The organism is Tateyamaria pelophila, from assembly GCF_019966495.1.
Classification (GTDB): Bacteria; Pseudomonadota; Alphaproteobacteria; order Rhodobacterales; family Rhodobacteraceae; genus Tateyamaria; species Tateyamaria pelophila.
On record NZ_JAIMIA010000005.1, the window covers coordinates 90,643 to 113,662 of the forward strand.

Sequence of the window (23,020 nt, forward strand, 5' to 3'; positions counted from 1 at the left end):
AAGCCACCCAAGAAAGCCTCCGTCTTGGTTGCCCCCGAATCAGGGAACGGAAACGCCAAGTTGCGCGGTGTCAGGAGTTTGGTTATCAATCCAAAGGACATATGCTCTCACACAGGAACTGGCCATGACGCTGCGTGCCACGATCACACTTCTTGCAATCACACTCGCGTTCCTAGGAACGGCATTTCCGGTGCTGGCGCACGCAGGCGACGGATATGGCGGTGGTTTCATCACAGGGTTCACGCATCCAATTCTGGGCTGGGATCACGTCGCGGCCATGGTGGCCGTTGGCCTGTTGGGGGCATTTCTTGGCGCGCCTTCCATCTGGATTTTGCCCGTGGTGTTCCCTTTGGTCATGGCGTTGGGTGCGGTGGTCGGCATTCTCGGCATTCCCGTCCCGGCGGTTGAAACGGGCATTGCGCTGTCCGCTGTGGTCCTCGGCTTGATGATCGCCTTCGCCCTGAAACCGCCGATTTGGGTTTCGGCCGCCATCGTCGGGGCGTTTGCTGTGTTTCACGGATATGCTCACGGCACCGAACTTCCCGCCACCGTCAATGCCTTTGCCTATGCGGTTGGTTTTGTGATTGCGACGGGGATGCTTCATCTGATCGGCATCGCGTTCGGCATTCTCGTCAAATGGCCTGCGGGACGGGTTGCCGTGCGGGGCGCGGGTGGTCTGATTTCTCTGGCTGGAGTGGCGTTTCTTACCGGAATGGCCTGAACATGCCCAAAACCTGGGGGCTTGCCGGGTGCCTCGTTGTTGCAGGCGCCGGACCGGTTATGGCTCACAGTCCTGTCCCGGGAATAGAAGGGTTCTACGTTGGCCTTCTGCACCCGTTCTCGACGCCGTCCCAAGCGGTCCTGATGATCGGCCTGGGATTGCTGGTCGGAGCGTTTGATGTCGTCAAGGTGCGCTGGTTGCTGGGCAGTTTTCTGGTGGCCAGCACTGCGGGCCTGATCGCAGGCTTTGGCACCGCTGAGATTGATGCAACCATGTTCGCGGCGGCGTTCGTCGCCTGCGCGTTCGCGGCGCTCTTGCCGGGCAAAACGGCCCTTGCTGCACTTGGTGTTGTGGCCTTCGGAGGTCTCCTGATCGGCGCAGCCTCCATCCCGGATGACGGCCCGATGCGCGATCGCATGTTCACGATGTCCGGTTCGCTGGTCGGGGCCAACGTCGGCTTGCTCTACCTCTTCGGGATCAATCATTGGATCAGGGAACTCTACACTTGGGCTTGGGTGCCGATCGCGTTTCGGGTTGCAGCGGCCTGGGTCGGGGCAATTGCACTCGTAATGCTCGCGCTGAGCTTTGCCGAAATCGCACCTCAGGGATAAACGGCCACGACACCCGGCTGGGTCGGCGCGTAACTGCCGCTGGGCTTATCCGGAACGACGACAAATGGCCTGCCGTCAATGATTTAGCGGTCCGGGTCTGACCATTCAGAAGCAGAGACATCGCGCCTTTGCAAACGCAGAGCCAGACCCAAGGCAACCCCTAGGCCGATGGCAACAGTCAGATCGACCAGGACCGTAAGGATCAGGGTAAGGGCAAGGAGGAAGATATCAGTTTTCCGCTCCTTGAGATATCCGCGCCATTTATGCGGCTCGCTCATATTCCACGCCGTAAGGATGAGCAGGCCTGCCAGTGCAGGCATGGCGAGGTACCCGACGAGACGTGAAGCGACCAACATGACAAGCAAGATCGTCATGGCATGGACAAGTCCGGCCACCGGCGTCTTGCCGCCTGCCCGGATATTGGTCGCCGTGCGCGCGATGGCTCCGGTCGCAGGCATTCCACCAAAGAGCGACGAACCTATGTTTGCAGCCCCCTGCGCCAACAGTTCGGCATTGGGCCGATGATGCCCAGAAATCATCCGGTCGGCCACCATGGCAGACAGCAGGGATTCAACACCTGCAAGAAACGCGATAATGAGCGCCGACGGAAGGAGTTCGAAGATCCGTTCAAGACTGATGACAGGCATCGCGGGCCACGGCAGTGTGTTTGGCAAGTCACCAAACCGCGACTCGATGGTATCAACCGAAAGATCAGCAAAGGCCACGATTGCTGATGTGATGGCGACTGCAACGATCAGTCCCGGCAACTTTGGCGCTGCACGGCGAAACACTACGATCAGCACCATCGTCGCGAAGCCGATCACGGCGGAAGCCACCGAGATAGCTGGACGGGCAGCCCAAAGCACCTCGACCTTGGCAAGAAACTCGGCCGGGATTTCGGACACGGCAAGCCCGAAAAGATCGTTCAGCTGGCTTGTTGCGATGATGATAGCGATGCCGATGGTAAAACCATTGATGACCGGCTCAGGAACCAGACGAATGAGGTTTCCTGCGCGAAGATACCCGGCAAAAAGCAGGATCAGGCCCGCCATAAAAGTGGCTATGACCAAACCGTCATAGCCATGCTCTGCGATCACGCTGAAGACGACAACGATGAAGGCCCCTGTTGGTCCACCGATTTGAACCCGGCTTCCGCCCAGAAGCGAAATCAAAAAACCACCAACAATGGCAGTTACGAGGCCTTTTGCAGGATCAGCGCCAGACGCAATCGCGATGGCCAGGCTGAGCGGCAATGCGACCATGGCAACCGTTAGCCCAGCTATGACGTCCTGTAAAAAAAGAGGACGCGTATAGTTCGGCAAAGTCGTGAGAATCTTGGGCTTCATGCGCCGACACTAGTGCACCGTTCATCTGTCGTCATATTGAAAGCAGATGCTCAAATTGATTTCAGGACTGCCCGCTTCGTCCGCACAGCGAACACCCCCGCCTCCAACCCACGCTTGACTCCCCTCGTCCACACCCCTATCAGCCCACACAACACCCGGAAGCCTTTATCTTCCGGTCCCTTGGGATATGCCCGGGATCGCCCTCCGTCAGCGCGTTGCGCCCACGGAGGCGTTTTTCGTTTGGTAAATCTCCTTGGGATTTCCGCCGCCTGACCTTACCTACAGGCACAATGTCAACGGCTCTGAAAGGATGATGGCCCGTGTTTGAAAATCTCTCCGAACGCCTCTCCGGTGTCTTTGACCGGCTGACGAAACAAGGCGCACTGTCCGAGGACGACGTCAAAACCGCCCTGCGCGAGGTGCGCGTGGCCCTGCTCGAGGCCGACGTCTCGCTGCCCGTAGCGCGCGATTTCGTCAAGGCGGTACAGGAAAAGGCCACCGGTCAGGCCGTTACCAAATCGATCACCCCCGGCCAGCAGGTCGTCAAGATCGTGCACGACGCATTGATCGACACCCTGCGCGGCGAAGGCGAACCGGGGGCCCTGAAAATCGACAGCCCCCCGGCCCCGATCCTGATGGTCGGCCTGCAGGGCGGCGGTAAAACCACCACCACCGCAAAACTTGCCAAACGGCTGACCGAGCGGGACGGCAAGCGCGTGCTTATGGCCTCTCTCGACGTCAACCGCCCCGCCGCGATGGAACAGCTTGCCATCCTCGGCCTGCAAATCGGCGTCGACACTCTGCCCATCGTCAAGGGCGAGACCCCGGTTCAGATCGCCAAACGGGCCAAGACCCAAGCCAACCTGGGTGGCTATGACGTCTACATGCTCGATACCGCAGGGCGTCTCTCCATCGACGAAGAGTTGATGGCCCAGGTCGAAGCGGTCCGCGACGTCACCAACCCGCGCGAAACCATTCTGGTGGTCGATGGCCTCACAGGGCAGGACGCGGTCAACACCGCGCAGAACTTCGATGACCGCATCGGCATCTCCGGCGTCGTGCTGACCCGGATGGACGGCGACGGACGCGGCGGTGCAGCCCTGTCGATGCGCGCCGTGACCGGCAAGCCCATCAAATTCGTGGGCCTGGGCGAAAAGATGGACGCGCTCGAAACCTTCGAGCCGGACCGGATCGCGGGCCGTATCCTCGGCATGGGCGACATCGTCAGCCTTGTCGAGAAAGCCCAGGAAACCATCGAGGCCGAACAGGCCGAAAAGATGATGCGCCGCATGACCAAAGGTCAGTTCAACATGAACGACCTGCGGATGCAGCTTGAACAGATGGTCAAGATGGGCGGCATGGAAGGGATGATGGGCATGATGCCCGGCATGGGCAAAATGGCCAAGCAGGTGCAGGACGCAGGGTTCGACGACAAGGTGCTCAAGCAGCAGATCGCCATGATCCAGTCCATGACCAAGAAAGAACGCGCCGCCCCCCAGATCCTGCAAGCCAGCCGCAAAAAGCGGATCGCGCGCGGGTCGGGCATGCAGGTCTCTGACCTGAACAAGCTGCTGAAAATGCACCGGCAGATGTCGGATATGATGAAAAAGCTCGGCAAGGGCAAAGGCGGCATGCTGAAACAGGCCATGAAGGGCATGTTCGGCAAAGGCGGCATGCCCGATATGGGCAGCATGGATCAGGCCCAGCTTGAAGCAGCCGCCAAACAGATGGGCGGCAAACTGCCCGGCGGCATGCCCGGCATGGGCGGCGGCATGGGCCTGCCTCCGGGTCTTTCGGGGTTCGGCAAAAAGAAATGACGCAGGCGATCTGCCATATTCCGACGGTCACCACCGACAGTCTGGTGCTGCGGTCTGCGCAACGTGGCGACTTCGACGCGTTTGCGGCCATGCTTGCGTCGAATCGGGCCATCTACATGGGTGGACCCTATGATCGCAACGCGGCGTGGGGCCTCTTTGCAAACACCTTGACCAACTGGTCGCTGGACGGCTTTGGCGCGTGGATGATCACTGACCGCGACAGTGGCGCTTTCATGGGCGATGTCGGCGTCACCTACCCCATTCGCTTTCCCGAGCCGGAAATGGGCTGGACCCTGACGGCCGATGCCGAGGGCAAGGGATATGCCTTCGAGGCAGCCGGGGCGGCACTTGCATGGTACTGGGCCAATACCGATGCCGACAGCGTTGTCAGCTATATCGACCCCGACAACGCACGCTCCCGTGCGCTTGCCGAAAAGCTCGGTGCGACGCTCGATACATCTGCCCCCCGACCCGTCGGTGAAACGGCGGAAGAAACGATTGTCTACCGCCACCGGAGGGCTGCATGACGACGCGCTCCGAAACGATCATCCGCATCCCGACCCTGCGCACCCCAAACCTTGTTCTGCGCGCACCGGGCGCACAGGATTACGAGGCTTACGTCGCCTTTCGGGCCTCGCCCCGCTCCAGGGGGACGGGCGGGCCCTACGACCGGACGGCGTCATTTTCGCATTTTGCGGAATTGATCGGGCACTGGGTCATACGGGGCTACGGGCGTTGGGTCGTGGCCGATCCTGAAACCGACACGGCCCTTGGCATTGTCGGCCTGATGTATCCCGAAGACTGGCCCGAGGCCGAGATCGCGTGGACTGTCTTTGACAGTGCCGAAGGACGGGGCATCGCTTTTGAGGCCGCATCAGCCGCGCGCCAATATGCTTATGACGTATTGGGCTGGTCCACTGTCATCAGTTGCGTTTTGCCCGACAACACCCGTTCCATCGCGTTGGCCAAACGGATGGGGGCCACCTATGAGGCCGACTACGCTCACCCCGAAATGGGTTCCTTGGGCATCTGGCGTCACGTCGGACCGGAGGCCCTGGCATGAACCGGAGTTCCATTCCCACAATCGAAACCGGGCGCCTGATCCTGCGCGGCCCCGAGCCCGGAGACTATCCGAACTTCAAGGCGACCTTCGCGTCCTATCGGTCGCGTTTCATGGGCGGGCCGCTGAATCCCTATGAAGCGTGGATGCTCTATGCCGCCGAAATCGGGCATTGGGAAATTCGCGGTTTCGGCATGTGGATGATCCACGACAAGAGCACGGACGAAACCTACGGCATGGCCGGAGGCTGGCAGCCCGCAGGCTGGCCCGAGCGCGAGATTGCCTGGATCATCTGGCCGGACAAATCCGGCAAGGGTTACGCCCTCGAAGCGACCCATGCGGTGCGGTCGCATTATTATGCGAATGGCTGGGACAGCGCCGTCAGCTACATCGATCCCATGAACCTCGACAGCATTCGGCTGGCCGAACGGCTGGGGGCGAAAAAGGACCCGGAGGCGCAAACCATCGACGGGTCCGATGCCGTCTACCGTCACCCCGCACCTGCTGCACTCAAGGACAGCCAGTTGGCCCACGGGATCGAGATGGAAATCGACCACTATGCCGACCCGATGTTCAAACCGAAAGGATGGGCCCTTGATTAACAAAATCCTGCGACCTGCGCACGGTGCCGGTGCACAGATGGTGCACGCCCGGTGCACGCAATGTGCCCCCCTGTCACCGGGTCATTTCGACCGGATTGGAGGATGCATATGACAGATGCCGCAACCCGCGCCGCCGAGGTGCTCAAAGAGCATCGCAAGAGCATCGACCGGCTCGACGCGGTCCTCGTCTACACTTTGGGTGAGCGCTTCAAACACACCCAGGCCGTGGGGAAACTCAAGGCCACACACGACCTTCCACCGTCCGATCCCGCCCGCGAAGCGGCACAGATCGCCCGGCTCGAAGCTATGGCGAAAGAGGCCGACCTCGACCCCGAATTTGCCAGGAAGTTCCTGAACTTCATCATCGCTGAGGTTATTCAGCACCACAAGAAACACCAATCGTAAGGCGGATCCAGATCCGCCAACCCACAGAACCCAAAAGGAAAAACATCATGGCTATGAAAATTCGTCTCTCCCGTGGCGGCTCCAAGAAGCGCCCCTTCTACCGCATCGTCGCCGCCGACAGCCGCATGCCACGCGATGGCCGCTACATCGAAAAGCTGGGCACATATAACCCATTGCTGCCCAAAGACAGCGAAGACCGCGTGAAAATGGACATGGAGCGCGTGCAGTACTGGCTCGGTGAGGGCGCACAGCCCACCGACCGGATCAGCCGCATGCTCGAAGCCGCCGGCGTCACACCGAAAAAAGAGCGCGCCAACATGAAAAAAGGCGAGCCCGGCAAGAAAGCCAAGGAACGCGTCGAGGAAAAAGCCGCCAAAGCAACCGCCGCCGCCGAAGCTGCAGCAGCGCCTGCCGAAGAAGCAGCAACAGAGTAATCTGTATTTTCTTCAGACAGTTACGCCCGCCCTTGCAGTATGCAGAGGCGGGCGTTTCCGTTTCATTTGCCTGAATTTGGCCGGTGATCGTGCAACGTACACGCACCTCCGGCACGGCACAAAACAGGCTGGGAACGTCCCTACCTCAAGGTTTTGACAAACGTGACCTTGTCCTCTCCGACATCAAAAAAATCTGGTATCGTCGCAATAAGCACGTACCCGCGTGCCTTATAAAACCGGCGCGCCCGAGCTTGATCCGAAGTCTGTGTTGTATCGACCACGATCATACGGGCGTCTTTTAACGCACTCTCCATCGCGCCAATCAAAGCAGTTCCCGCCCCAGAGCCATACAGCTCGGGTGACACAGCAATCGCGCGCAAATTCCAGGCTGCATTTGTCATCGCCTCGGGCTGCGCAAAGGCAAATCCGACGACATTCTCGCCCTGTGTCGCCATGCGCCATATGTCTGGACGCTCTTCGGTCAATGCGGGAGCGATCATGCCCTCCAGCATCTCGCCGGGAAATAGGGTGGCATCTGCGATGACGGCAAGATACGGGATGTCGGACGCGCGCGCGGCGCGGGTTTTGTATAGGTTTGGCATGGCCATCCTCTTGTATATTCTGATTATTTCAGGGTGAACCGACACAAAGCCGGGCGTCTGCTGCGGGCACGCAGATCATAACCGCCAAAGCAGTTTTTTGTCCCCAAAGTGCCGCCCGATCAGGGGCAGCTGGGCATGTGCCCGATCACACCGACATAAAATCTCCACGCCGCACCCTCTGGTGCGGGTACAATGAAGTTACGTGCACATCCCTTGGCACCTCAAGTGCAGGGGTGGACAAACCCCACCCCTGTGGCCCAAATGCACCCAGTTGCATGCCTCTTGAGAATGGTCGCCATGTTTGGACTGATCCGCACCGCTGTCCTGGTCATGATCGCCTTTGTCGCGGGCCTCATGTTCGAGCGTAATCAGACGGCCGAGGCCTGCAGCGGCCAAGGCGGAACCATGCGGGACTGAGTGTGCTGGAATGAGTGATGAGAAGATTTGTGTGGGCGTGATCAGCGGCTCCTATGGCGTGAACGGCGAGTTGCGGGTGAAATCGTTTTGCGCCGTGCCCGAAGACATCGAGACCTATAGCCCTCTTACCACCGAGGACGGCAAGCGCAGCTTTGCGCTGGCCCTCGTGCGACCCATGAAAAACGGATTTGTCGCGCGGATCGCCGATGTTGCCACCAAGGAACAGGCGGACGCCTTGCGCGCCACCCAACTGTTTGCACGGCGCGCCGACCTACCCACGTTGCCCGACGATGAATACTATTACAGCGACCTGACGGGCCTTGAAGTGTTTGACACCGGCGGCACGTCTTTGGGTTATGTGAAATCGGTACAGAACCATGGCGCCGGCGATCTGTTGGAAGTCCATGTTGCCGGGGCCACTGCGACGGTTTTGCTGCCCTTTACCATGGCCGTCGTGCCGACGGTTGATCTGGCTTCGGGCCGGATTGTGGCGGACCCGCCGGAAGGGCTGTTTTGACCCATGCCACCCCGCGTTATGACTCGCGCGCAGCCTTGGCATAGCGGTCGCATACCGCCAAATCCGGCCTTGAAATCGCGATACGCATGAAACGCGTGATCCTGCATGCCGGTTTCCACAAAACTGGCACGTCTCATGTACAACGCACGCTGCGCGCCAATGCCCGCGCGCTAAGTCCCTATGTGACGCTCCGCGTCAGACGCGATATGAAAGCCTTGATGCGCGCCACACGCAGTTTTTCCTCGATGAGCGACATGGGGGCTCTGACGGCAGTGGCCACGGAATTTCGGTCATTGCTGAACGAGATCGAAGACGCCGCTTGCCTCGTGATCGCCGCCGAGGAGCTTTCTGGCCATTTGCCCGGACGGCCGCGCGTTTCCGATTACAGCGCAGCACCAATTCTGGCAGAGATCTACAGCAGCGCGATCCGCGATCGCTGGCCCCGGGCGGACGTCATATTCCACTACGGCACCCGCGCGCGTCAGGACTGGCTGCCCAGCGCCTATTGGGAGCACGTGAAATCATCCTCCATCACCATGAATCTGGAAGACTTTGTCGCCCGCTATCACACTGCGACTGACCTGGATGGCATCGCCGCACAGGTCGCGGACCTTGGGCTTGAGGTCCAGACAACGCCGCTGGAGTCCGCACGGGGGCGCTTTGGCCCAGCGGAACCGGTACTCAAACTTTGCAACTTGCCGAATGACTTGATTTTGAAGCCACAACGCCCCCATAATGAGCGACTTGCCAGTGCTGTGCTGCTTGATCTTCTGGCGGCAAATCGCGCATACCCTGACCGCGCCGCGCTCAAAGCTGCGAAAGCGGCAATCCTCGCCAAGGCAGAGACATGACACCTCCGACGAAATCCCACGGACGCAAGGCGATCCGGCCCACGTTGAAGCCCAGTTCGCTGATGGACGAAGCCCCGGACCTTGTCGGGGTCTGGCAGGCACGGATTGTAACGTTGTTTCCCGAAACCTTCCCCGGTGTGCTGGGCGCATCGCTGACGGGCAAGGCTTTGCAAGACGGGAAATGGCAGTTGCACACCCATGATTTACGGAGACACGGCGTCGGGCGGCACCGCAATGTCGATGATACACCCGCAGGCGGTGGGGCCGGTATGGTGCTGCGGGCAGATGTGGTTCACGCCGCACTCAGCGAGGCGCAAGGCAATTCGCGTGGGCGGTGGCCGATCCTGTACATGTCGCCGCGCGGGCGGCGGTTTGATCAGAGCATGGCCCGCGATCTGGCTCGCTGTGACGGCGTTACGATGCTGTGTGGCCGGTTCGAGGGGGTCGACGAGCGGGTGCTGGACCACTGGAGCGTCACGGAGGTCAGTTTGGGAGACTTCGTGATGACCGGCGGAGAGATTGCCGCCCAGGCCATGCTGGACGCGACCGTGCGACTGCTGCCAGGTGTGTTGGGAAATGCAGAAAGTGCCGTCGAGGAAAGCCATTCCAACGGCCTGCTTGAGCACCCGCAATATACCAAACCGGCGACGTGGGAGGGGCGCGATATTCCTTCCGTTCTGATGTCTGGAAACCACGGCAAGATTGCCAGGTGGCGGCAAGAGATGTCAGAGGAACTGACGCAAGCCCGGCGACCTGACCTGTGGGCAAAGCGTGAGGCGCAAGACAGGTGAGCACGCCCGTCGTGCTTCACGGCTACCACCACAGCGTCTACACTTGGATTGCGCGCATGGTGCTGGTGCAAGCTGATGTGACCTTTGACACGGTCGAGGAGAACCCGTTTGCGGACCCGCCTGTTGTGGTGCGGAAATTACACCCGTTTGGCCGCGTCCCGACGCTTGTCCACGACGATTTTGTCATCTTTGAAACGACAGCCATCTCGCGTTACATAAACCGTGAATTTGCCAACGATACATTGACGCCCGATTGCGCCAAGGCGCAGGCGCGCATGGATCAGGTGATCGCGATTACCGACAGTTATGGATACGTCCCCCTGGTGCGCCAGGTGTTTGCCCATGCGGTGTTTCGCCCCTGGGAGGGAGAGCGCGTTGACCCGGAACAAATCACGGCTGGTATCGACGCGGCGCGTCCTGTCCTCGCTGCACTTGATCGGATCGCCGCTGAGGGCCATGTGCTGAACGCCGCGACGATTACACTCGCCGACTGTCATCTGGCCCCGATGATCGGCTACTTTTTGCAAGCGGACGAAGGCAGAATAGTCATGGAGGACGTACCGGCGCTGGCGCGATGGTGGGACCTGATCGCACACACCCCGTCGCTGGTTGCCACGCAGCCGAAACGCGGCGTGCAATCCACTTGATTGCAATGAAATCCACGCCTATACACCGCTCATTCCGACTCGGGGCGACCTGATCGGTATTTTGTGTTCTATGGCGCCTTCTTCGGTGGTTCAACATGGGACATTGGATCGGAACAAGGAACGATGACCTTACCTCTGGCGGGCGCTGACGGCGGACCCGGTGAAGACCAAGAGCTCTGAGGCGTTACAAAACTTCGTGGATAAACCACGAGCATCATAGGAGAGATGGTCAATGGACCTGATCGCACAGATTGAGGCGGAACAGATTGCCGCCCTCGGGGCAGATATCCCCGATTTCAAAGCCGGTGACACCATTCGTGTCGGCTTTAAAGTGACCGAAGGCACCCGCACCCGGGTACAGAACTACGAAGGCGTCTGCATCGCGCGCAACAACGGCCACGGCATTGCCGGTTCGTTCTGCGTCCGCAAGATCTCCTTTGGGGAAGGCGTGGAACGTGTGTTCCCGCTCTATTCGACCAACATCGACAGCATCACCGTGGTGCGCCGCGGTCGCGTGCGTCGCGCCAAATTGTACTACCTGCGTGCACGTCGTGGTAAATCCGCGCGTATCGCAGAGGTTGCAAACTACAAACCCAAGTCCGAAGGAGCCAAGGCATGAAGGCCGATACGCATCCCGAATACCACATCATCAACGTCAAAATGACGGATGGAACCGTTGTGGAAATGAAGTCGACCTGGGGCAAAGAGGGCGATCAGCTTTCGCTCGACATCGATCCGTCGGTGCACCCGGCCTGGACCGGTGGAACATCGCGCCTGATGGACACTGGAGGCCGCGTGTCGAAGTTCAAGAACAAATATGCAGGTCTTGGCTTCTAAATCACACGAACCTACGCTGTACAAAAGGCCGCTCCTTGTTGGGCGGCCTTTTTGCTTTTTTATAAAAAGTGAGGGGGCCAGCCCCCTCGCCTGCGGCCTCCCCCGGAGTTTATCTGGCAAGATGAAGTCGGATCAGAATTGCCATTTAAAGGGCCCGACAGTTCCGCGCCCATAACATCACGAACTTGAGCGAAACACCCAAGAAAATTCGGATGGATTTTCTTGGGTCACACGGCTTTAACGCGGCAGTGCGGCGGCATCCCGTGCAAGTGCTTCGATCCCGGCCCAATCGCCCGCCAGCACCTTATCCTTGGGTGCAACCCAACTGCCGCCCGCGCAGATTACGGTTGGCAGGCTCAGATAGCTTTCTGCATTTTCGAGACTAACGCCGCCGGTGGGGCAAAACGAAATCTGTGGCAACGGCGCACCGATCGCCTTCAATGCAGGGGCACCACCTGAAGCCTCCGCGGGAAAAAACTTCAGCATGTCGTAGCCGCGCGCCAGAAGAGCCATCGCTTCGGTTGCCGTCGCAGCGCCGGGCAGAAGCGGGAGTTCCTCGGCTTCGCAGGCGGCAATCAATGCGTCCGTCGCGCCGGGAGAAACACCAAATTTTGCGCCCGCCTCTTTGGCATTTCTGACATCATCCGGCGTGACCAACGTGCCTGCACCAACGACACCGCCGGGAACGGCAGCCATCGCTGCGATGACTTCCAGAGCGGCGGGCGTACGCAGTGTCACCTCCAGGGCGGGCAAACCACCCGCAATCAGCGCTTCAGCCAGCGGACGCGCGTGACTCACATCATCAACGACCAGAACGGGCACAATCGGAGCCAACTCACAGATTTCGCGCGCATGTGCGGCGGCGGCTTTTGCAGTCATCATTGTCAGAAATCTCCAAATACGGTTGCACCGGTGTTGGCCGATCCCACAGCCCCACGGAACGTCGAAAACAGCTCGCGCCCGACGCCCCAGGTGTTGTTTTCAAGATTAGCGGTCGCGTGAGGGCGCTCCAAGACACCTTCGGTTATGATCTGCAATACACCAGCCTCGGCGTCCACGCGCAAGACATCACCGTCTCGCAATTGGGCAATCGGGCCCCCATCCAACGCTTCCGGGCAGACGTGTATCGCTGAAGGTACCTTGCCAGAGGCACCAGACATGCGGCCATCCGTGACCAGCGCCACCTTTTGCCCGCGCCCTTGCAAGATCCCCAAGAGTGGCGTCAGGCTATGGAGTTCTGGCATCCCGTTCGCCTTCGGTCCCTGAAAGCGGACCACGATAATCGTATCGCCGGTGAACTCGCCCGCTTTGAAAGCCGCTTTCACGGCGTCCTGATCATGGAACACACGGCAAGGCGCCTCGACCTTCCGATGTTCGGGTGCCACGGCAGAAACCTTCATCACACCCGTTCCCAGTGAGCCTATCAAACGGCTCAACCCGCCAGTGTCCTGAAAAGGGTCCGTGGCTGGGCGCAAAATACCTGTGTTGAGGCTTTCTCCGGAGCCCGGAGTCCAATTCAGCGCACCATCTACCAGCTTGGGTTCAGCCGTATAATTTTCCAGCCCGTCGCCGGCGACGGTTTTGGTATCGTCGTGCAACAGCCCGGCATTCAGCAACTGACCGATCATAAAGCCCAAACCGCCGGCGGCGTGGAACTGGTTCACGTCTGCCATTCCGTTTGGATAAACGCGGGCGATCAGCGGCGTCACTTCCGAGAGGTCACAGAAATCTTCCCAATCCAGAATGATACCGCCAGCGCGCGCCATGGCGATCAGGTGGATCAGCAGGTTGGTCGAGCCACCCGTGGCGTTCAGACCAACAATACCGTTCACAAAGGCCTTTTCATCCAGAACATCGCAAACGGGCGTGTAGTGGTTACCCAGGGCGGACAAGGACAGCGCGCGCTTGGCCCCCTCGACAGTCAAGGCGTCGCGCAAATCGGTATTCGGATTGACAAAGGATGAACCCGGCAAATGAAGTCCCATGAACTCCATCAACATCTGATTGGTGTTGGCCGTTCCATAAAACGTGCAAGTTCCGGGACCATGATAGGCAGCCATTTCGGCGGCCAGAAGCTCTTCGCGGGAGGCTTTGCCCTCGGCAAAGCGCTGGCGGACCTTGGCCTTTTCGTCATTGGGCAAACCGCTGACCATCGGCCCGGCGGGCAGGAAGACGGCAGGCAAATGGCCGAAGCTTTGGGCGGCGATGATCAGACCCGGAACGATTTTGTCGCAAACACCTAAATAGACGACCGCGTCAAAGGTATTGTGACTGAGCGCGACGCCCGTCGCGAGGGCGATCACGTCGCGGGAGAACAGACTGAGCTCCATACCCGCCTCACCCTGGGTGACTCCATCGCACATGGCAGGCACGCCGCCTGCAACTTGTGCCGTGCCGCCGGCGGCACGTATCGCATCGCGGATCAACGTGGGATAACGTTCGAACGGTTGGTGGGCGGACAGCATGTCATTATAGGCTGTCACGATCCCCAGATTTCCGACCGACGCTTCGGCCAGACGGCCCTGGTCCGGACCTGCGGCGGCAAAGGCGTGCGCCTGACCACTACATGACAAATGTGCGCGCGCCGGGCCTTGAGACTTGGCCGCTGCCATCCGGTCCAGATAGCGGCGACGGCTTGGGGCGCTGCGTTCGATAACACGCTCTGTGACGCGTTCCAGCATTGGGTGCAGAGGCATGAGCTCTCCTATCTTCTGATACGATTTGAGCGACTATAACACAGCAAGCATGATAGCGCTAACAAGAACTGAGTGCAAACGATCGCACCGAAAAGGTTTTCCAGCGCTTTTCAATGGCACGACCACAACATATAGTGCCCAAAAAAATGCATAGCGGATGTGCGGTAAGGGGACAGTCATGGCGCATATCATCGTCGTGGGCAACGAAAAGGGCGGTGCCGGCAAGTCGACGGTATCGATGCATCTGGCGACCGCCTTGGCCCGCATGGGGCATAAGGTCAGCGCGCTGGATCTGGATCTGCGCCAACGCACATTTGGGCGTTACGTCGAAAACCGAGCCAGCTTTCTGGCGCAGGCTGACCTCGATCTGCCAAGCCCGGATGTACACGACCTGCCGGAGATCGAGGCCGCGCGCCTCAAACCCGGCGAAAACATCTATGATCACAGGCTTTCGGCCGCCGTGGCCACACTGGAGTCTGACAACGACTTCATCCTGATCGACTGCCCCGGATCGCACACGCGGCTGAGTCAGGTTGCGCATTCGCTGGCGGACACGCTGATCACACCGCTGAACGACAGCTTTATCGACTTCGATCTGCTGGCCCGGATTGACGGCAATGGCGAGAAAATCCTGGGCCCCTCCGTCTATTCCGAAATGGTCTGGAATGCGCGGCAATTGCGGGCACAGGCGGGGCTGAAACCCATTGACTGGATCGTCGTGCGCAACCGGATGGGAGCCCAGCGCATGGTCAACAAGGAAAAGATGGAGCGCGCGATCCTGATGCTGTCCAAGCGTATCGGATTTCGGATCGCACCCGGATTTTCCGAGCGCGTGATCTTTCGCGAGCTGTTCCCCCGCGGGCTGACGTTGCTGGATCTCAAGGACATTGGCGTCAAGCAACTCAACATATCCAATGTAGCGGCAAGACAGGAATTGCGTGATCTTGTCAAAGCATTGCATCTGCCCGGCGTCGAAGCTGATTTCTAACGCAAAGCGGATGCAACCCGACCAAGTAACTGCACAGTCACCGGCGCCGCTGCGCCAGCGTCCTCAGCAGCGCCTTTAACGTCAGCGCATCTTCTGTCGAAAACCCTTCCAGTAAGGCTGCATCGTATCGTTGTGCCACAGCGCACAAATCGATGTAAGCGGAACGCCCGTTCGCCGTCAGTTTCAGATGCTCGACCCGGCGATCCTCGACATCCCGATCACGGCTCAGAAACCGCCGCGCCTCAAGCTTGGACACGGCGCGGCTGATCTTGGTTTTGTGAAGCCCTGCACGAAATGAAATCTCGGACGCGGTCAACTGGCCATACATCCCAAGGTGAAACAGGACCCGCCACTCGTTGCGCAGCATCCCGTAGCGATCCTTGTAAACCTGTTGAAACTCAAGGCTCGATGCCTCTGCCGCCTGGTTCAGGAGGTAAGGCAAGAATTGCTCAAGTTCGAAGTCAGACACACTGGCACCGCTTGTTAGTTACAAAATCAACTATTACACCTGTGAAAAATTCCGCAAGGGAGTCCGAGACATGAATCGCCACACCAAACCCCACAACATGGTTCAGGCCCCATCCGGAGCAGGGATCACAGACGGCTACATGCCCGGCTTTGGCAATGATTTTGAGACCGAGGCCCTGCCGGGTGCCCTGCCCGATGGCATGAACTCACCGCAGAAATGCAACTACGGGCTTTACGGGGAACAGCTCAGCGGCACGGCCTTCACGGCCCCCAGCCACCAGAACGAACGCACATGGTGTTATCGCATACGGCCATCGGTCAAACACTCGCACCGCTATGCCCGTACTGACCTGCCCTACTGGAAATCTGCGCCACATATCCCCGAGGATGTGACCAGCCTTGGGCAATACCGATGGGATCCGCTGCCTCATTCCGATGAACCACTGAACTGGCTGACGGGCATGCGCACCATGACCACGGCCGGCGATGTGAATACGCAAGTCGGCATGGCCACCCACATCTACCTTGTTTCTGACTCAATGACCGACAGCTATTTCTACTCCGCCGACAGCGAGTTACTGGTGGTCCCCCAGGAAGGGCGGCTGCGCTTTTGCACCGAATTGGGCGTGATCGATCTGGAGCCTAAAGAGATTGCAATTCTTCCCCGTGGCTTGCTCTACCGGGTCCAAGTTCTCGAAGGCCCCGCACGCGGTTTTGTATGCGAAAACTATGGTCAGAAGTTCGAACTGCCCGGGCGCGGTCCAATCGGGGCCAACTGCATGGCGAACCGGCGTGATTTCAAAACCCCCGTGGCCGCATTTGAAGACGTCGAACGCCCCTCCACCGTCACCATCAAATGGTGCGGCCAGTTCCATGAGACCCAAATCGGGCACAGCCCGTTGGACGTGGTGGCATGGCACGGCAACTATGCGCCCGTCAAATATGACCTGCGGACCTATTGCCCGGTGGGGGCCATCCTGTTTGATCACCCCGACCCGTCGATCTTTACCGTTCTGACCGCGCCCTCTGGCGTGCCTGGAACCGCCAATATCGACTTTGTCCTCTTTCGCGAACGCTGGATGGTGGCCGAGAACACATTCCGCCCGCCCTGGTACCACAAGAACATCATGTCCGAACTGATGGGCAACATCTATGGCCAGTATGACGCCAAACCCAAAGGCTTCGTGCCCGGAGGGATGAGCCTGCACAACATGATGTTGCCGCATGGGCCAGACAAAAATGCGTTCGAAGGCGCCAGCAACGCAGAGCTTGACGCCGTCAAGCTCGACAACACAATGTCCTTCATGTTCGAGACGCGTTTTCCCCAGCATCTGACGCAATTCGCAGCCCAAGAAGCGCTGCTGCAAGACGACTACATCGACTGCTGGTCAGACCTCGAAAAGAAATTCGACGGCACACCGGGTAAGAAATGATCGATTTTCTGATCTCATCTTTGGGGATCGGCCGGGCTCTGGCCATGGTGTTTTCTGCCACGCTCTGGAAGTTACCGATCAGTCTGCGCGAGACAGTTGGCGGCGGCAGCCGCACGGGTGAGCAACACATGCAACCCGGCGCCTATCCAATGTATCTGAGGCCCGACGCACGCGTGCATTCTAAAACGCCAAGAGCGTGTACGTCCTCCGGAATGGCTTTCGGATGAAACCTTATTCCTACCGGCGTTCCACCACGTCTTGCCGCTTGCGCGCAGCCTTGAACTTCAAGGAATTGCCCTACGAAACGGTGCCGGTTGATCTGATCGCAGGCGCTCAGTGCAGCCCGAAATCCACCGCGCTCAATCATGGGTGCGGCGTGCCCGTGCTGATGTTGGAGGATGGCACCGTCCTGACGCAATCACTGGCGATCCTGGATTATCTTCAGGTCGTGGCCACACCTAGGCTGCTGCCCGAAGGTCCGGTCCAGCGCGCCCGTGTCATGGCCTGCGCCCATGGTGTGTCTCTGGACATCCATCCGGTGAACAACTTTCGGGTGACCCAGCATCTGCGAAACACCCACGGCGTCACACCTGGAGAGACCAAGGTCTGGATGCAGCATTGGATGACCGATGGGTTCACCGCCCTTGAGGCCATGGTATCGCAAAACACATCCTTCGCTTTTGGCGAAACCCCAGACCTCGCTGATCTGTGCATCGTCGCACAAATCTACAACGCTCACCGTTTGGACCTCGACATGAAACCATATCCGCACCTCTCTTGGATCGAAGCGGCCTGCCTTACGGATCCGGCCATCAATGCAGCCCGCCCCGAAAACCAATCTGACGCACCACATTCAACGAAAGCCCCTGCATGACCCTGATGAAAAGCTGGGTGGAGAGCGCAAACACCGCCGACACTGACTTCCCCCTCAACAATCTGCCCTATGGCGTGTTTTCAACCCTCACGCTTGACGCGCGCTGCGGCGTCGCCATCGGGGACATGATCCTCGATATGCAAGCAGCCGAAGAGCAAGGGATCATCGACCTGACGGATGACCCGCTGTTCGACGTACCGTTCTGGAACGAAGTGATGGAGGAAGGCCCTGCGGTCTGGACCGCGCTCCGCAACCGGCTAAAAGACCTCTTGGCCGCAAACAGCAGCGATCAGGCACTGATCGCGCCGCTTTTGATCTCGCAAGCAGACGCAGAAATGCACATGCCGCTCGTTGTCTCCGAATACACGGACTTCTACGCCGGACGGCACCACGCAACGAATGTCGGAACCATGTTCCGCGGGGCGGAAAATGCACTGCCCCCGAACTGGTTGCATATTCCGATCGGGTACAATGGTCGGGCCTCCTCGGTCGTGGTCTCGGGCACCGATATTTGCCGCCCCTGGGGTCAGCTGAAGTCACCGAACCACGAATTACCGGCCTTCCTGCCCTGCCGCCGGTTCGATCTGGAATTGGAAATGGGAGCGATCGTGGGAATGAGCTCTGACGGGCCAATTTCCGTAGACGAGGCGGACGGCGCAATCTTCGGCTACGTCCTGCTCAACGACTGGTCGGCGCGCGACATCCAGGCGTGGGAATACCAACCGCTCGGTCCGTTTCAGGCCAAGGCCACAGCCACATCGATCAGCCCGTGGATCGTAACCAAGGCCGCACTCGAACCTTTCCGGACACCAACGCCCCACCGCGAATTCGAGCTGCTGGACCACCTCAAGGATACCGGGCCCATGCTCTACGACATTGACCTCGCGGTCACACTGGCCCCGCAGGGCAAGGCGGCAACGACAATCACCCAAACCAACTACAATGAAATGTATTATTCCGCAGCCCAGCAACTGGCGCACCATTCCAGCTCGGGTTGCCCCATGAATGTCGGTGATCTGCTCGGCTCCGGCACCATATCGGGGCCGACAAAATCCGAACGCGGCAGCCTGCTGGAACTCAGCTGGGGTGGCAAGGAGCCCCTGACGCTTGAAACAGGCGAAACGCGCACCTTCCTCGAAGATGGCGACACAGTCACCCTGCACGGCGCAGCCAAAGGCGACGGTTACAAAATCGGCTTCGGCACCTGCACAGGCACAATCCTGCCCGCACTCAAAGACCCGTACGCCCGATGATCCTTCTTCATCTCGCCACATGAACTCCGGGGTCTGGGGCAGCGCCCCAGTCCACAACCAGAAGAAAACAAACGCTCAATAAAGGAGCCAAAAATGGCCAAAGCCTTCGCCTCCCAAGGGGACATGACCGAAAAGAAAATCACCTTCGAGGAAGTGGGCAAGGACCTCTGGGCCTTCACCGCCGAGGGCGACCCGAATTCCGGCGTTATCATCGGTGACGCCAGCGTCATGATCGTCGAGGCGCAGGCCACGCCGCGCCTTGCCAACAAGGTGATCGAAAAGGTGCGCGAAGTCACCGACAAGCCGATCACCCACGTCACCCTCACACACTATCACGCCGTTCGGGTGCTCGGAGCGTCGGCGTTCGGCGCACAACAGGTCATCATGTCGGATATGGCGCGTGGTATGGTGGCCGAACGGGGCCAGGAGGACTGGGACAGCGAATTCCAACGCTTCCCGCGCCTGTTCGAAGGCCACGAATCCATCCCTGGCCTCACTTGGCCGACCACCACCTTCACCGACAAGATGACCGTTTTTCTCGGCAACCGCCGGATCGACCTGATGCATCTGGGCCGGGCGCACACCGCAGGCGATATCGTGATCCACGTGCCCGATGAAAACGTCATGTTCACCGGTGATATCGTCGAATACCACTCCGCCTGCTATTGCGGCGACGGGCATTTCAGCGACTGGGGCACCACACTGGACACAATCAAGGCCTACAATGTCGACGCCATCGCCCCCGGGCGTGGCGACGCATTGGTCGGTCCCGAGATGGTCAACAAAGCCATCGAAAACACGCGTGATTTCGTCACCTCCACCTATGCCCCCGCCGCCCGTGTAGCCGCCCGCAACGGCACGTTGAAAGAAGCGTGGGACGCCGTGCGCGCCGAATGCGACCCCAAATTCAGCGACTACGCGATCTACGAACACTGCCTGCCCTTCAATGTGGCACGCGCCTATGACGAGGCGCGCGGCATAGCCCATCCCCGCATCTGGACCGACAAACGCGATATCGAAATGTGGGAGGCACTGCAGGCATGACGCCTAGCAATATGAATCTGCGAGCAGCGGCCATGAAAGCAGCAATCGTACTCTTGCCGTCTAACACAGCGGCTTATTTGACCAAATAGATGGTGTGGGTGGTTCCGACTTTGGCTGCTGCAAGTTTCTTCGCAGGAACCATCCAAATTAACGGTGAAAGGATACAACGACGCGTTGACGAAGACAGCGAAGACACTGAAGAAACCGACTACCAAGAATACGACTATCAGGAAGTCACGGGCGGCTCAGGAACCGACGGAGGCGCAGATTGAACAAATACGGCCCCACCCGTGGTGATCTCAAATTCCGTCTCGCATTTTCAATTGTCGGACTGGTCCTGACTTCCGGTGCGTTGCATTACCGCGGCCTGCCAGATGGGCCCGGCGGGTGGGAGGCCATCGGCATCGCGACCCTCTTCTTTGGCGGCACCTTTGTTTGGACACTTTTCAAACTGATCCGAAAGGACCATCCAGATGGCTTATGACTACGCGCCCTTTCCTTATGTCGTACCGCCCGGCTTGACGGCAACGGAACCGCGCCACCCGGTCGCAATTGTCGGTGCAGGCCCCATCGGTCTCGCCATGGCCATCGATCTGGCGGGACATGGGATCAAGTCGGTCGTGCTTGACGACAATAACGTCGTCTCGGTCGGCAGTCGTGCGATCTGTTGGGCGAAACGCACGCTGGAAATCTTTGACAGGTTGGGCGTAGGCGACAGGATGCTTGCCAAGGGAGTCACCTGGAAGGTCGGTCGCCTGTTCCATGGCTCCAACGAAGTCTACAGCTTCGATCTGCTCCCAGAGGACGGGCACAAATACCCCGCCTTCATCAACCTGCAACAATACTACGTTGAGCAATATCTGGTCGAGCGGACGCGAGACTTTCCCGACCACATTGACCTGCGGTTTCTGAACAAGGTGACTGATCACAGGGATCATGGCGACCACGTTATGCTTACCATCGAAACACCCGACGGACCCTACACGCTTGAGGCCGGATATTACATTGCCGCCGAAGGGGCAGGCTCGCCCACACGCAACCGCATGAAACTGCCATTCGAGGGCCAAACCTTCGAAGAGCATTTCCTGATCGTCGATGTGGAACTGCCGCATTCCCCTTTTTCCACCGAAGACCCCGAACGCTGGTTCTGGTTCGCGCCGCCCTTCCATCCGGGCCAATCAGCCCTGCTGCACAAACAACCCGACAATATCTACCGCATCGACTTACAGCTTGGGCCTGACACGGACCCAAAGACCGAGGCAACCGAGGAAAAGGTGATCCCGAGGATCAAGGCAATCATCGGCGACATGGCGTTTCGGCTCGACTGGATGAGCGTCTATAAATTCCGCTGTGCCAAGCTCGACCGCTTCGTGCACGGCCGTGTTCTGTTTGTCGGCGACAGCGCCCATGTGGTCAGCCCCTTTGGCGCCCGCGGCGGGAATGGCGGCATCCAGGATGTGGACAATCTGGGCTGGAAACTGGCGGCGGTGCTGAACGGCGCCCCCGCTACATTGCTGGACTCCTATGACGAGGAACGCACCCATGGCTCGGCCGAGAATATCCTGAACTCCGCGCGGGCGACCAATTTCATGACCCCGAAGTCCGAGATCGAAACACTCTTTCGCAATGAAACCCTGATCCTGGCCGGAAAACACCCTTTTGCCCGCAAACTGATCAACTCCGGCCGACTGTCGCAGCCCTGCAGCCTTGCAGGCATGGCGCTGCAAAGCGGAGACCACCCAATGGTCGGGCAAAGCCTGACAGACATGCCGATGGAGACCGGCTGGCTGATCGAAAGGATCAAGGGCCAGTTCACCCTGCTGACATTGGACGACAGTGTCTGGCCAGACCTTGACGATATCCGGATCGTGCCTCTGCCAAAGTCAGATCAATCCGCAGCGCATTACGGATCCAAAGGCGCATTCCTGATCCGCCCCGACGACCACATCTGCGCCTACTTCAACGCGCCCGACACCGGTGCCCTCGCCGCAGCACTGGCCCGCGCCACCGGGAGAAATCAATGATCCTTGAGGACAAGCTCGGCACCGAAAGTGATGCCGTCTACACCATGCTTATGAACGTCCATGACGGTTTGAGCCTTGAAGCCTCTCATGCCCTCAACGCTCGGCTCATCCTCATTTTAATGAATGAGATTGGTGACGCCGAAAAAATCACAGCGCTGCTCGAAGAGGCCCGTTCCATACCACTTGGCTGAAACAGTTGAACCAGGGCCAGAACGCGACTGCCGGAGGCAGACGCAAAACATCGCATGGCGCGTCAGCGCCCCCGTTCTGAAACAGCCGCTTTTGCAGCCTCGCAAATGCTTTGGAACAGCCCTGCAGATCACCAGCAGCACGCGTGCCAAAATCTCACTGTCGCACCTTTGCAGATCGGATCGCCTGATATCCTGATCAGTGATGGTGCGCCGTGCCATTTTGTATGTTAGCCTCCGAGTCGCACCGATCCGGTTATGGTCAAACCAACGTCCAAAAGCGGTTTTTCATTGGTAAACCACACTGAATGACAAAAAGTGAAGGACCACCGGCTGACGCCGGAGGCATCATTTGTCGGAATGTAATTCCAGGTACTGCTTGATGACATCGTCT

General features: G+C 59.2%; 27 protein-coding genes. 22 read left to right on the forward strand and 5 right to left on the reverse strand.

Annotated features, from left to right (window positions below):
• Positions 1 to 124: 124 nt before the first annotated feature.
• Together LC354_RS03345 and LC354_RS03350 are read left to right on the forward strand one after the other, a co-directional pair.
• A complete protein-coding gene (locus LC354_RS03345) occupies positions 125 to 721 on the forward strand; it encodes a HupE/UreJ family protein (RefSeq protein ID WP_223421423.1) in 597 nt (198 codons plus the stop codon).
• 2 nt (positions 722 to 723) lie between these two features.
• Entirely contained in the window at positions 724 to 1,332 is a 609-nt protein-coding gene (locus tag LC354_RS03350; RefSeq protein WP_223421424.1) for a hypothetical protein, read from the forward strand.
• A gap of 83 nt (positions 1,333 to 1,415) precedes the next feature.
• On the opposite strand, the gene LC354_RS03355 is transcribed toward LC354_RS03350, so the two are convergent.
• Positions 1,416 to 2,678 (reverse strand): SulP family inorganic anion transporter, encoded by a 1,263-nt coding sequence (locus tag LC354_RS03355; RefSeq protein WP_223421425.1) that lies wholly within the window; start codon positions 2,676 to 2,678, stop codon positions 1,416 to 1,418.
• Between the two features lie 320 nt (positions 2,679 to 2,998).
• On the opposite strand from LC354_RS03355, the gene ffh reads away from it, so the two are divergent.
• From ffh to rpsP, 6 genes are all read left to right on the forward strand, one after another.
• Entirely contained in the window at positions 2,999 to 4,495 is a 1,497-nt protein-coding gene (gene ffh, locus LC354_RS03360; RefSeq protein WP_223421426.1) for a signal recognition particle protein, read from the forward strand.
• On the forward strand, positions 4,492 to 5,022 hold the full coding sequence (locus LC354_RS03365) for a GNAT family N-acetyltransferase (RefSeq protein ID WP_223421427.1): 531 nt from the start codon (positions 4,492 to 4,494) through the stop codon (positions 5,020 to 5,022). Before ffh ends, LC354_RS03365 begins: the two co-directional genes overlap by 4 nt.
• The gene (locus LC354_RS03370) at positions 5,019 to 5,558 is read left to right on the forward strand and encodes a GNAT family N-acetyltransferase (protein ID WP_223421428.1); all 540 of its coding nucleotides are present in this window, start codon (positions 5,019 to 5,021) and stop codon (positions 5,556 to 5,558) included. Before LC354_RS03365 ends, LC354_RS03370 begins: the two co-directional genes overlap by 4 nt.
• Entirely contained in the window at positions 5,555 to 6,157 is a 603-nt protein-coding gene (locus tag LC354_RS03375) for a GNAT family N-acetyltransferase (RefSeq protein ID WP_223421429.1), read from the forward strand. Before LC354_RS03370 ends, LC354_RS03375 begins: the two co-directional genes overlap by 4 nt.
• Before the next feature lie 108 nt (positions 6,158 to 6,265).
• Positions 6,266 to 6,562 (forward strand): chorismate mutase, encoded by a 297-nt coding sequence (locus LC354_RS03380; RefSeq protein ID WP_223421430.1) that lies wholly within the window; start codon positions 6,266 to 6,268, stop codon positions 6,560 to 6,562.
• Between the two features lie 47 nt (positions 6,563 to 6,609).
• Positions 6,610 to 6,996 (forward strand): 30S ribosomal protein S16, encoded by a 387-nt coding sequence (gene rpsP / locus LC354_RS03385; protein ID WP_223421431.1) that lies wholly within the window; start codon positions 6,610 to 6,612, stop codon positions 6,994 to 6,996.
• Between the two features lie 140 nt (positions 6,997 to 7,136).
• Here rpsP and LC354_RS03390 read toward each other — a convergent pair whose 3' ends face one another.
• Complete coding sequence (locus LC354_RS03390; protein ID WP_223421432.1) at positions 7,137 to 7,598, reverse strand: GNAT family N-acetyltransferase; 462 nt, start codon at positions 7,596 to 7,598, stop codon at positions 7,137 to 7,139.
• Positions 7,599 to 8,025: 427 nt separating this feature from the next.
• On the opposite strand from LC354_RS03390, the gene rimM reads away from it, so the two are divergent.
• The 6 genes from rimM to rpmE all read left to right on the forward strand — a co-directional run bounded on the left by rimM (position 8,026) and on the right by rpmE (position 11,658).
• Entirely contained in the window at positions 8,026 to 8,532 is a 507-nt protein-coding gene (gene rimM / locus LC354_RS03395) for a ribosome maturation factor RimM (RefSeq protein ID WP_223421433.1), read from the forward strand.
• An 86-nt stretch (positions 8,533 to 8,618) separates the two neighbouring features.
• Entirely contained in the window at positions 8,619 to 9,383 is a 765-nt protein-coding gene (locus LC354_RS03400; protein ID WP_223421434.1) for a hypothetical protein, read from the forward strand.
• Positions 9,380 to 10,174, forward strand: a complete 795-nt coding sequence (gene trmD / locus LC354_RS03405) for a tRNA (guanosine(37)-N1)-methyltransferase TrmD (RefSeq protein WP_223421435.1) — start codon at positions 9,380 to 9,382, stop codon at positions 10,172 to 10,174. Before LC354_RS03400 ends, trmD begins: the two co-directional genes overlap by 4 nt.
• Entirely contained in the window at positions 10,171 to 10,821 is a 651-nt protein-coding gene (locus LC354_RS27865; protein WP_223421436.1) for a glutathione S-transferase family protein, read from the forward strand. Before trmD ends, LC354_RS27865 begins: the two co-directional genes overlap by 4 nt.
• 232 nt (positions 10,822 to 11,053) lie before the next feature.
• Complete coding sequence (rplS, locus tag LC354_RS03415) at positions 11,054 to 11,440, forward strand: 50S ribosomal protein L19 (RefSeq protein WP_223421437.1); 387 nt, start codon at positions 11,054 to 11,056, stop codon at positions 11,438 to 11,440.
• Entirely contained in the window at positions 11,437 to 11,658 is a 222-nt protein-coding gene (gene rpmE, locus LC354_RS03420) for a 50S ribosomal protein L31 (RefSeq protein ID WP_223421438.1), read from the forward strand. The genes rplS and rpmE overlap by 4 nt, the downstream gene beginning before the upstream one ends.
• Before the next feature lie 237 nt (positions 11,659 to 11,895).
• Here rpmE and eda read toward each other — a convergent pair whose 3' ends face one another.
• Positions 11,896 to 12,537: a bifunctional 4-hydroxy-2-oxoglutarate aldolase/2-dehydro-3-deoxy-phosphogluconate aldolase gene (gene eda / locus LC354_RS03425; RefSeq protein WP_223421451.1), complete on the reverse strand. Its 642-nt coding sequence runs from the start codon at positions 12,535 to 12,537 to the stop codon at positions 11,896 to 11,898.
• A 5-nt stretch (positions 12,538 to 12,542) separates the two neighbouring features.
• Entirely contained in the window at positions 12,543 to 14,354 is a 1,812-nt protein-coding gene (gene edd, locus LC354_RS03430; protein ID WP_223421439.1) for a phosphogluconate dehydratase, read from the reverse strand.
• Positions 14,355 to 14,532: 178 nt separating this feature from the next.
• Here edd and LC354_RS03435 point away from each other — a divergent pair, with 178 nt between their 5' ends.
• The gene (locus LC354_RS03435) at positions 14,533 to 15,342 is read left to right on the forward strand and encodes a division plane positioning ATPase MipZ (RefSeq protein ID WP_223421440.1); all 810 of its coding nucleotides are present in this window, start codon (positions 14,533 to 14,535) and stop codon (positions 15,340 to 15,342) included.
• A 37-nt stretch (positions 15,343 to 15,379) separates the two neighbouring features.
• On the opposite strand, the gene LC354_RS03440 is transcribed toward LC354_RS03435, so the two are convergent.
• Complete coding sequence (locus LC354_RS03440; RefSeq protein ID WP_223421441.1) at positions 15,380 to 15,811, reverse strand: MarR family winged helix-turn-helix transcriptional regulator; 432 nt, start codon at positions 15,809 to 15,811, stop codon at positions 15,380 to 15,382.
• A 70-nt stretch (positions 15,812 to 15,881) separates the two neighbouring features.
• Here LC354_RS03440 and hmgA point away from each other — a divergent pair, with 70 nt between their 5' ends.
• The 7 genes from hmgA to LC354_RS03475 all read left to right on the forward strand — a co-directional run bounded on the left by hmgA (position 15,882) and on the right by LC354_RS03475 (position 22,629).
• Positions 15,882 to 17,243, forward strand: coding sequence for a homogentisate 1,2-dioxygenase (hmgA, locus tag LC354_RS03445; RefSeq protein WP_223421442.1), 1,362 nt, complete (start codon positions 15,882 to 15,884; stop codon positions 17,241 to 17,243).
• A gap of 223 nt (positions 17,244 to 17,466) precedes the next feature.
• The gene (gene maiA, locus LC354_RS03450) at positions 17,467 to 18,117 is read left to right on the forward strand and encodes a maleylacetoacetate isomerase (RefSeq protein WP_223421443.1); all 651 of its coding nucleotides are present in this window, start codon (positions 17,467 to 17,469) and stop codon (positions 18,115 to 18,117) included.
• Entirely contained in the window at positions 18,114 to 19,370 is a 1,257-nt protein-coding gene (gene fahA, locus LC354_RS03455) for a fumarylacetoacetase (RefSeq protein WP_223421444.1), read from the forward strand. Before maiA ends, fahA begins: the two co-directional genes overlap by 4 nt.
• 93 nt (positions 19,371 to 19,463) lie before the next feature.
• Positions 19,464 to 20,414 (forward strand): MBL fold metallo-hydrolase, encoded by a 951-nt coding sequence (locus LC354_RS03460; RefSeq protein WP_223421445.1) that lies wholly within the window; start codon positions 19,464 to 19,466, stop codon positions 20,412 to 20,414.
• Positions 20,415 to 20,682: 268 nt separating this feature from the next.
• A complete protein-coding gene (locus tag LC354_RS03465) occupies positions 20,683 to 20,898 on the forward strand; it encodes a hypothetical protein (RefSeq protein WP_223421446.1) in 216 nt (71 codons plus the stop codon).
• Positions 20,888 to 22,438, forward strand: coding sequence for an FAD-dependent monooxygenase (locus tag LC354_RS03470; protein ID WP_223421447.1), 1,551 nt, complete (start codon positions 20,888 to 20,890; stop codon positions 22,436 to 22,438). Before LC354_RS03465 ends, LC354_RS03470 begins: the two co-directional genes overlap by 11 nt.
• Positions 22,435 to 22,629, forward strand: coding sequence for a DUF2783 domain-containing protein (locus tag LC354_RS03475; RefSeq protein WP_223421448.1), 195 nt, complete (start codon positions 22,435 to 22,437; stop codon positions 22,627 to 22,629). Before LC354_RS03470 ends, LC354_RS03475 begins: the two co-directional genes overlap by 4 nt.
• The last annotated feature ends 391 nt before the right edge of the window (positions 22,630 to 23,020 follow it).

Coding starts and splice junctions, on each gene's coding strand:
- rplS (WP_223421437.1), top strand. CDS start 11,054: ATGGACCTGATCGCACAGATTGAGGCGGAACAGATTGCCGCCCTCGGG.
- LC354_RS03380 (WP_223421430.1), top strand. CDS start 6,266: ATGACAGATGCCGCAACCCGCGCCGCCGAGGTGCTCAAAGAGCATCGC.
- fahA (WP_223421444.1), top strand. CDS start 18,114: ATGACCCTGATGAAAAGCTGGGTGGAGAGCGCAAACACCGCCGACACT.
- eda (WP_223421451.1), bottom strand. CDS start 12,537: ATGACTGCAAAAGCCGCCGCCGCACATGCGCGCGAAATCTGTGAGTTG.
- LC354_RS03460 (WP_223421445.1), top strand. CDS start 19,464: ATGGCCAAAGCCTTCGCCTCCCAAGGGGACATGACCGAAAAGAAAATC.
- hmgA (WP_223421442.1), top strand. CDS start 15,882: ATGAATCGCCACACCAAACCCCACAACATGGTTCAGGCCCCATCCGGA.
- trmD (WP_223421435.1), top strand. CDS start 9,380: ATGACACCTCCGACGAAATCCCACGGACGCAAGGCGATCCGGCCCACG.
- LC354_RS03400 (WP_223421434.1), top strand. CDS start 8,619: ATGAAACGCGTGATCCTGCATGCCGGTTTCCACAAAACTGGCACGTCT.
- maiA (WP_223421443.1), top strand. CDS start 17,467: ATGAAACCTTATTCCTACCGGCGTTCCACCACGTCTTGCCGCTTGCGC.
- LC354_RS03435 (WP_223421440.1), top strand. CDS start 14,533: ATGGCGCATATCATCGTCGTGGGCAACGAAAAGGGCGGTGCCGGCAAG.
- LC354_RS03355 (WP_223421425.1), bottom strand. CDS start 2,678: ATGAAGCCCAAGATTCTCACGACTTTGCCGAACTATACGCGTCCTCTT.
- LC354_RS03475 (WP_223421448.1), top strand. CDS start 22,435: ATGATCCTTGAGGACAAGCTCGGCACCGAAAGTGATGCCGTCTACACC.
- rimM (WP_223421433.1), top strand. CDS start 8,026: ATGAGTGATGAGAAGATTTGTGTGGGCGTGATCAGCGGCTCCTATGGC.
- LC354_RS03390 (WP_223421432.1), bottom strand. CDS start 7,598: ATGCCAAACCTATACAAAACCCGCGCCGCGCGCGCGTCCGACATCCCG.
- rpmE (WP_223421438.1), top strand. CDS start 11,437: ATGAAGGCCGATACGCATCCCGAATACCACATCATCAACGTCAAAATG.
- LC354_RS03365 (WP_223421427.1), top strand. CDS start 4,492: ATGACGCAGGCGATCTGCCATATTCCGACGGTCACCACCGACAGTCTG.
- LC354_RS03350 (WP_223421424.1), top strand. CDS start 724: ATGCCCAAAACCTGGGGGCTTGCCGGGTGCCTCGTTGTTGCAGGCGCC.
- LC354_RS03375 (WP_223421429.1), top strand. CDS start 5,555: ATGAACCGGAGTTCCATTCCCACAATCGAAACCGGGCGCCTGATCCTG.
- edd (WP_223421439.1), bottom strand. CDS start 14,354: ATGCCTCTGCACCCAATGCTGGAACGCGTCACAGAGCGTGTTATCGAA.
- LC354_RS03345 (WP_223421423.1), top strand. CDS start 125: ATGACGCTGCGTGCCACGATCACACTTCTTGCAATCACACTCGCGTTC.
- LC354_RS03470 (WP_223421447.1), top strand. CDS start 20,888: ATGGCTTATGACTACGCGCCCTTTCCTTATGTCGTACCGCCCGGCTTG.
- rpsP (WP_223421431.1), top strand. CDS start 6,610: ATGGCTATGAAAATTCGTCTCTCCCGTGGCGGCTCCAAGAAGCGCCCC.
- LC354_RS03370 (WP_223421428.1), top strand. CDS start 5,019: ATGACGACGCGCTCCGAAACGATCATCCGCATCCCGACCCTGCGCACC.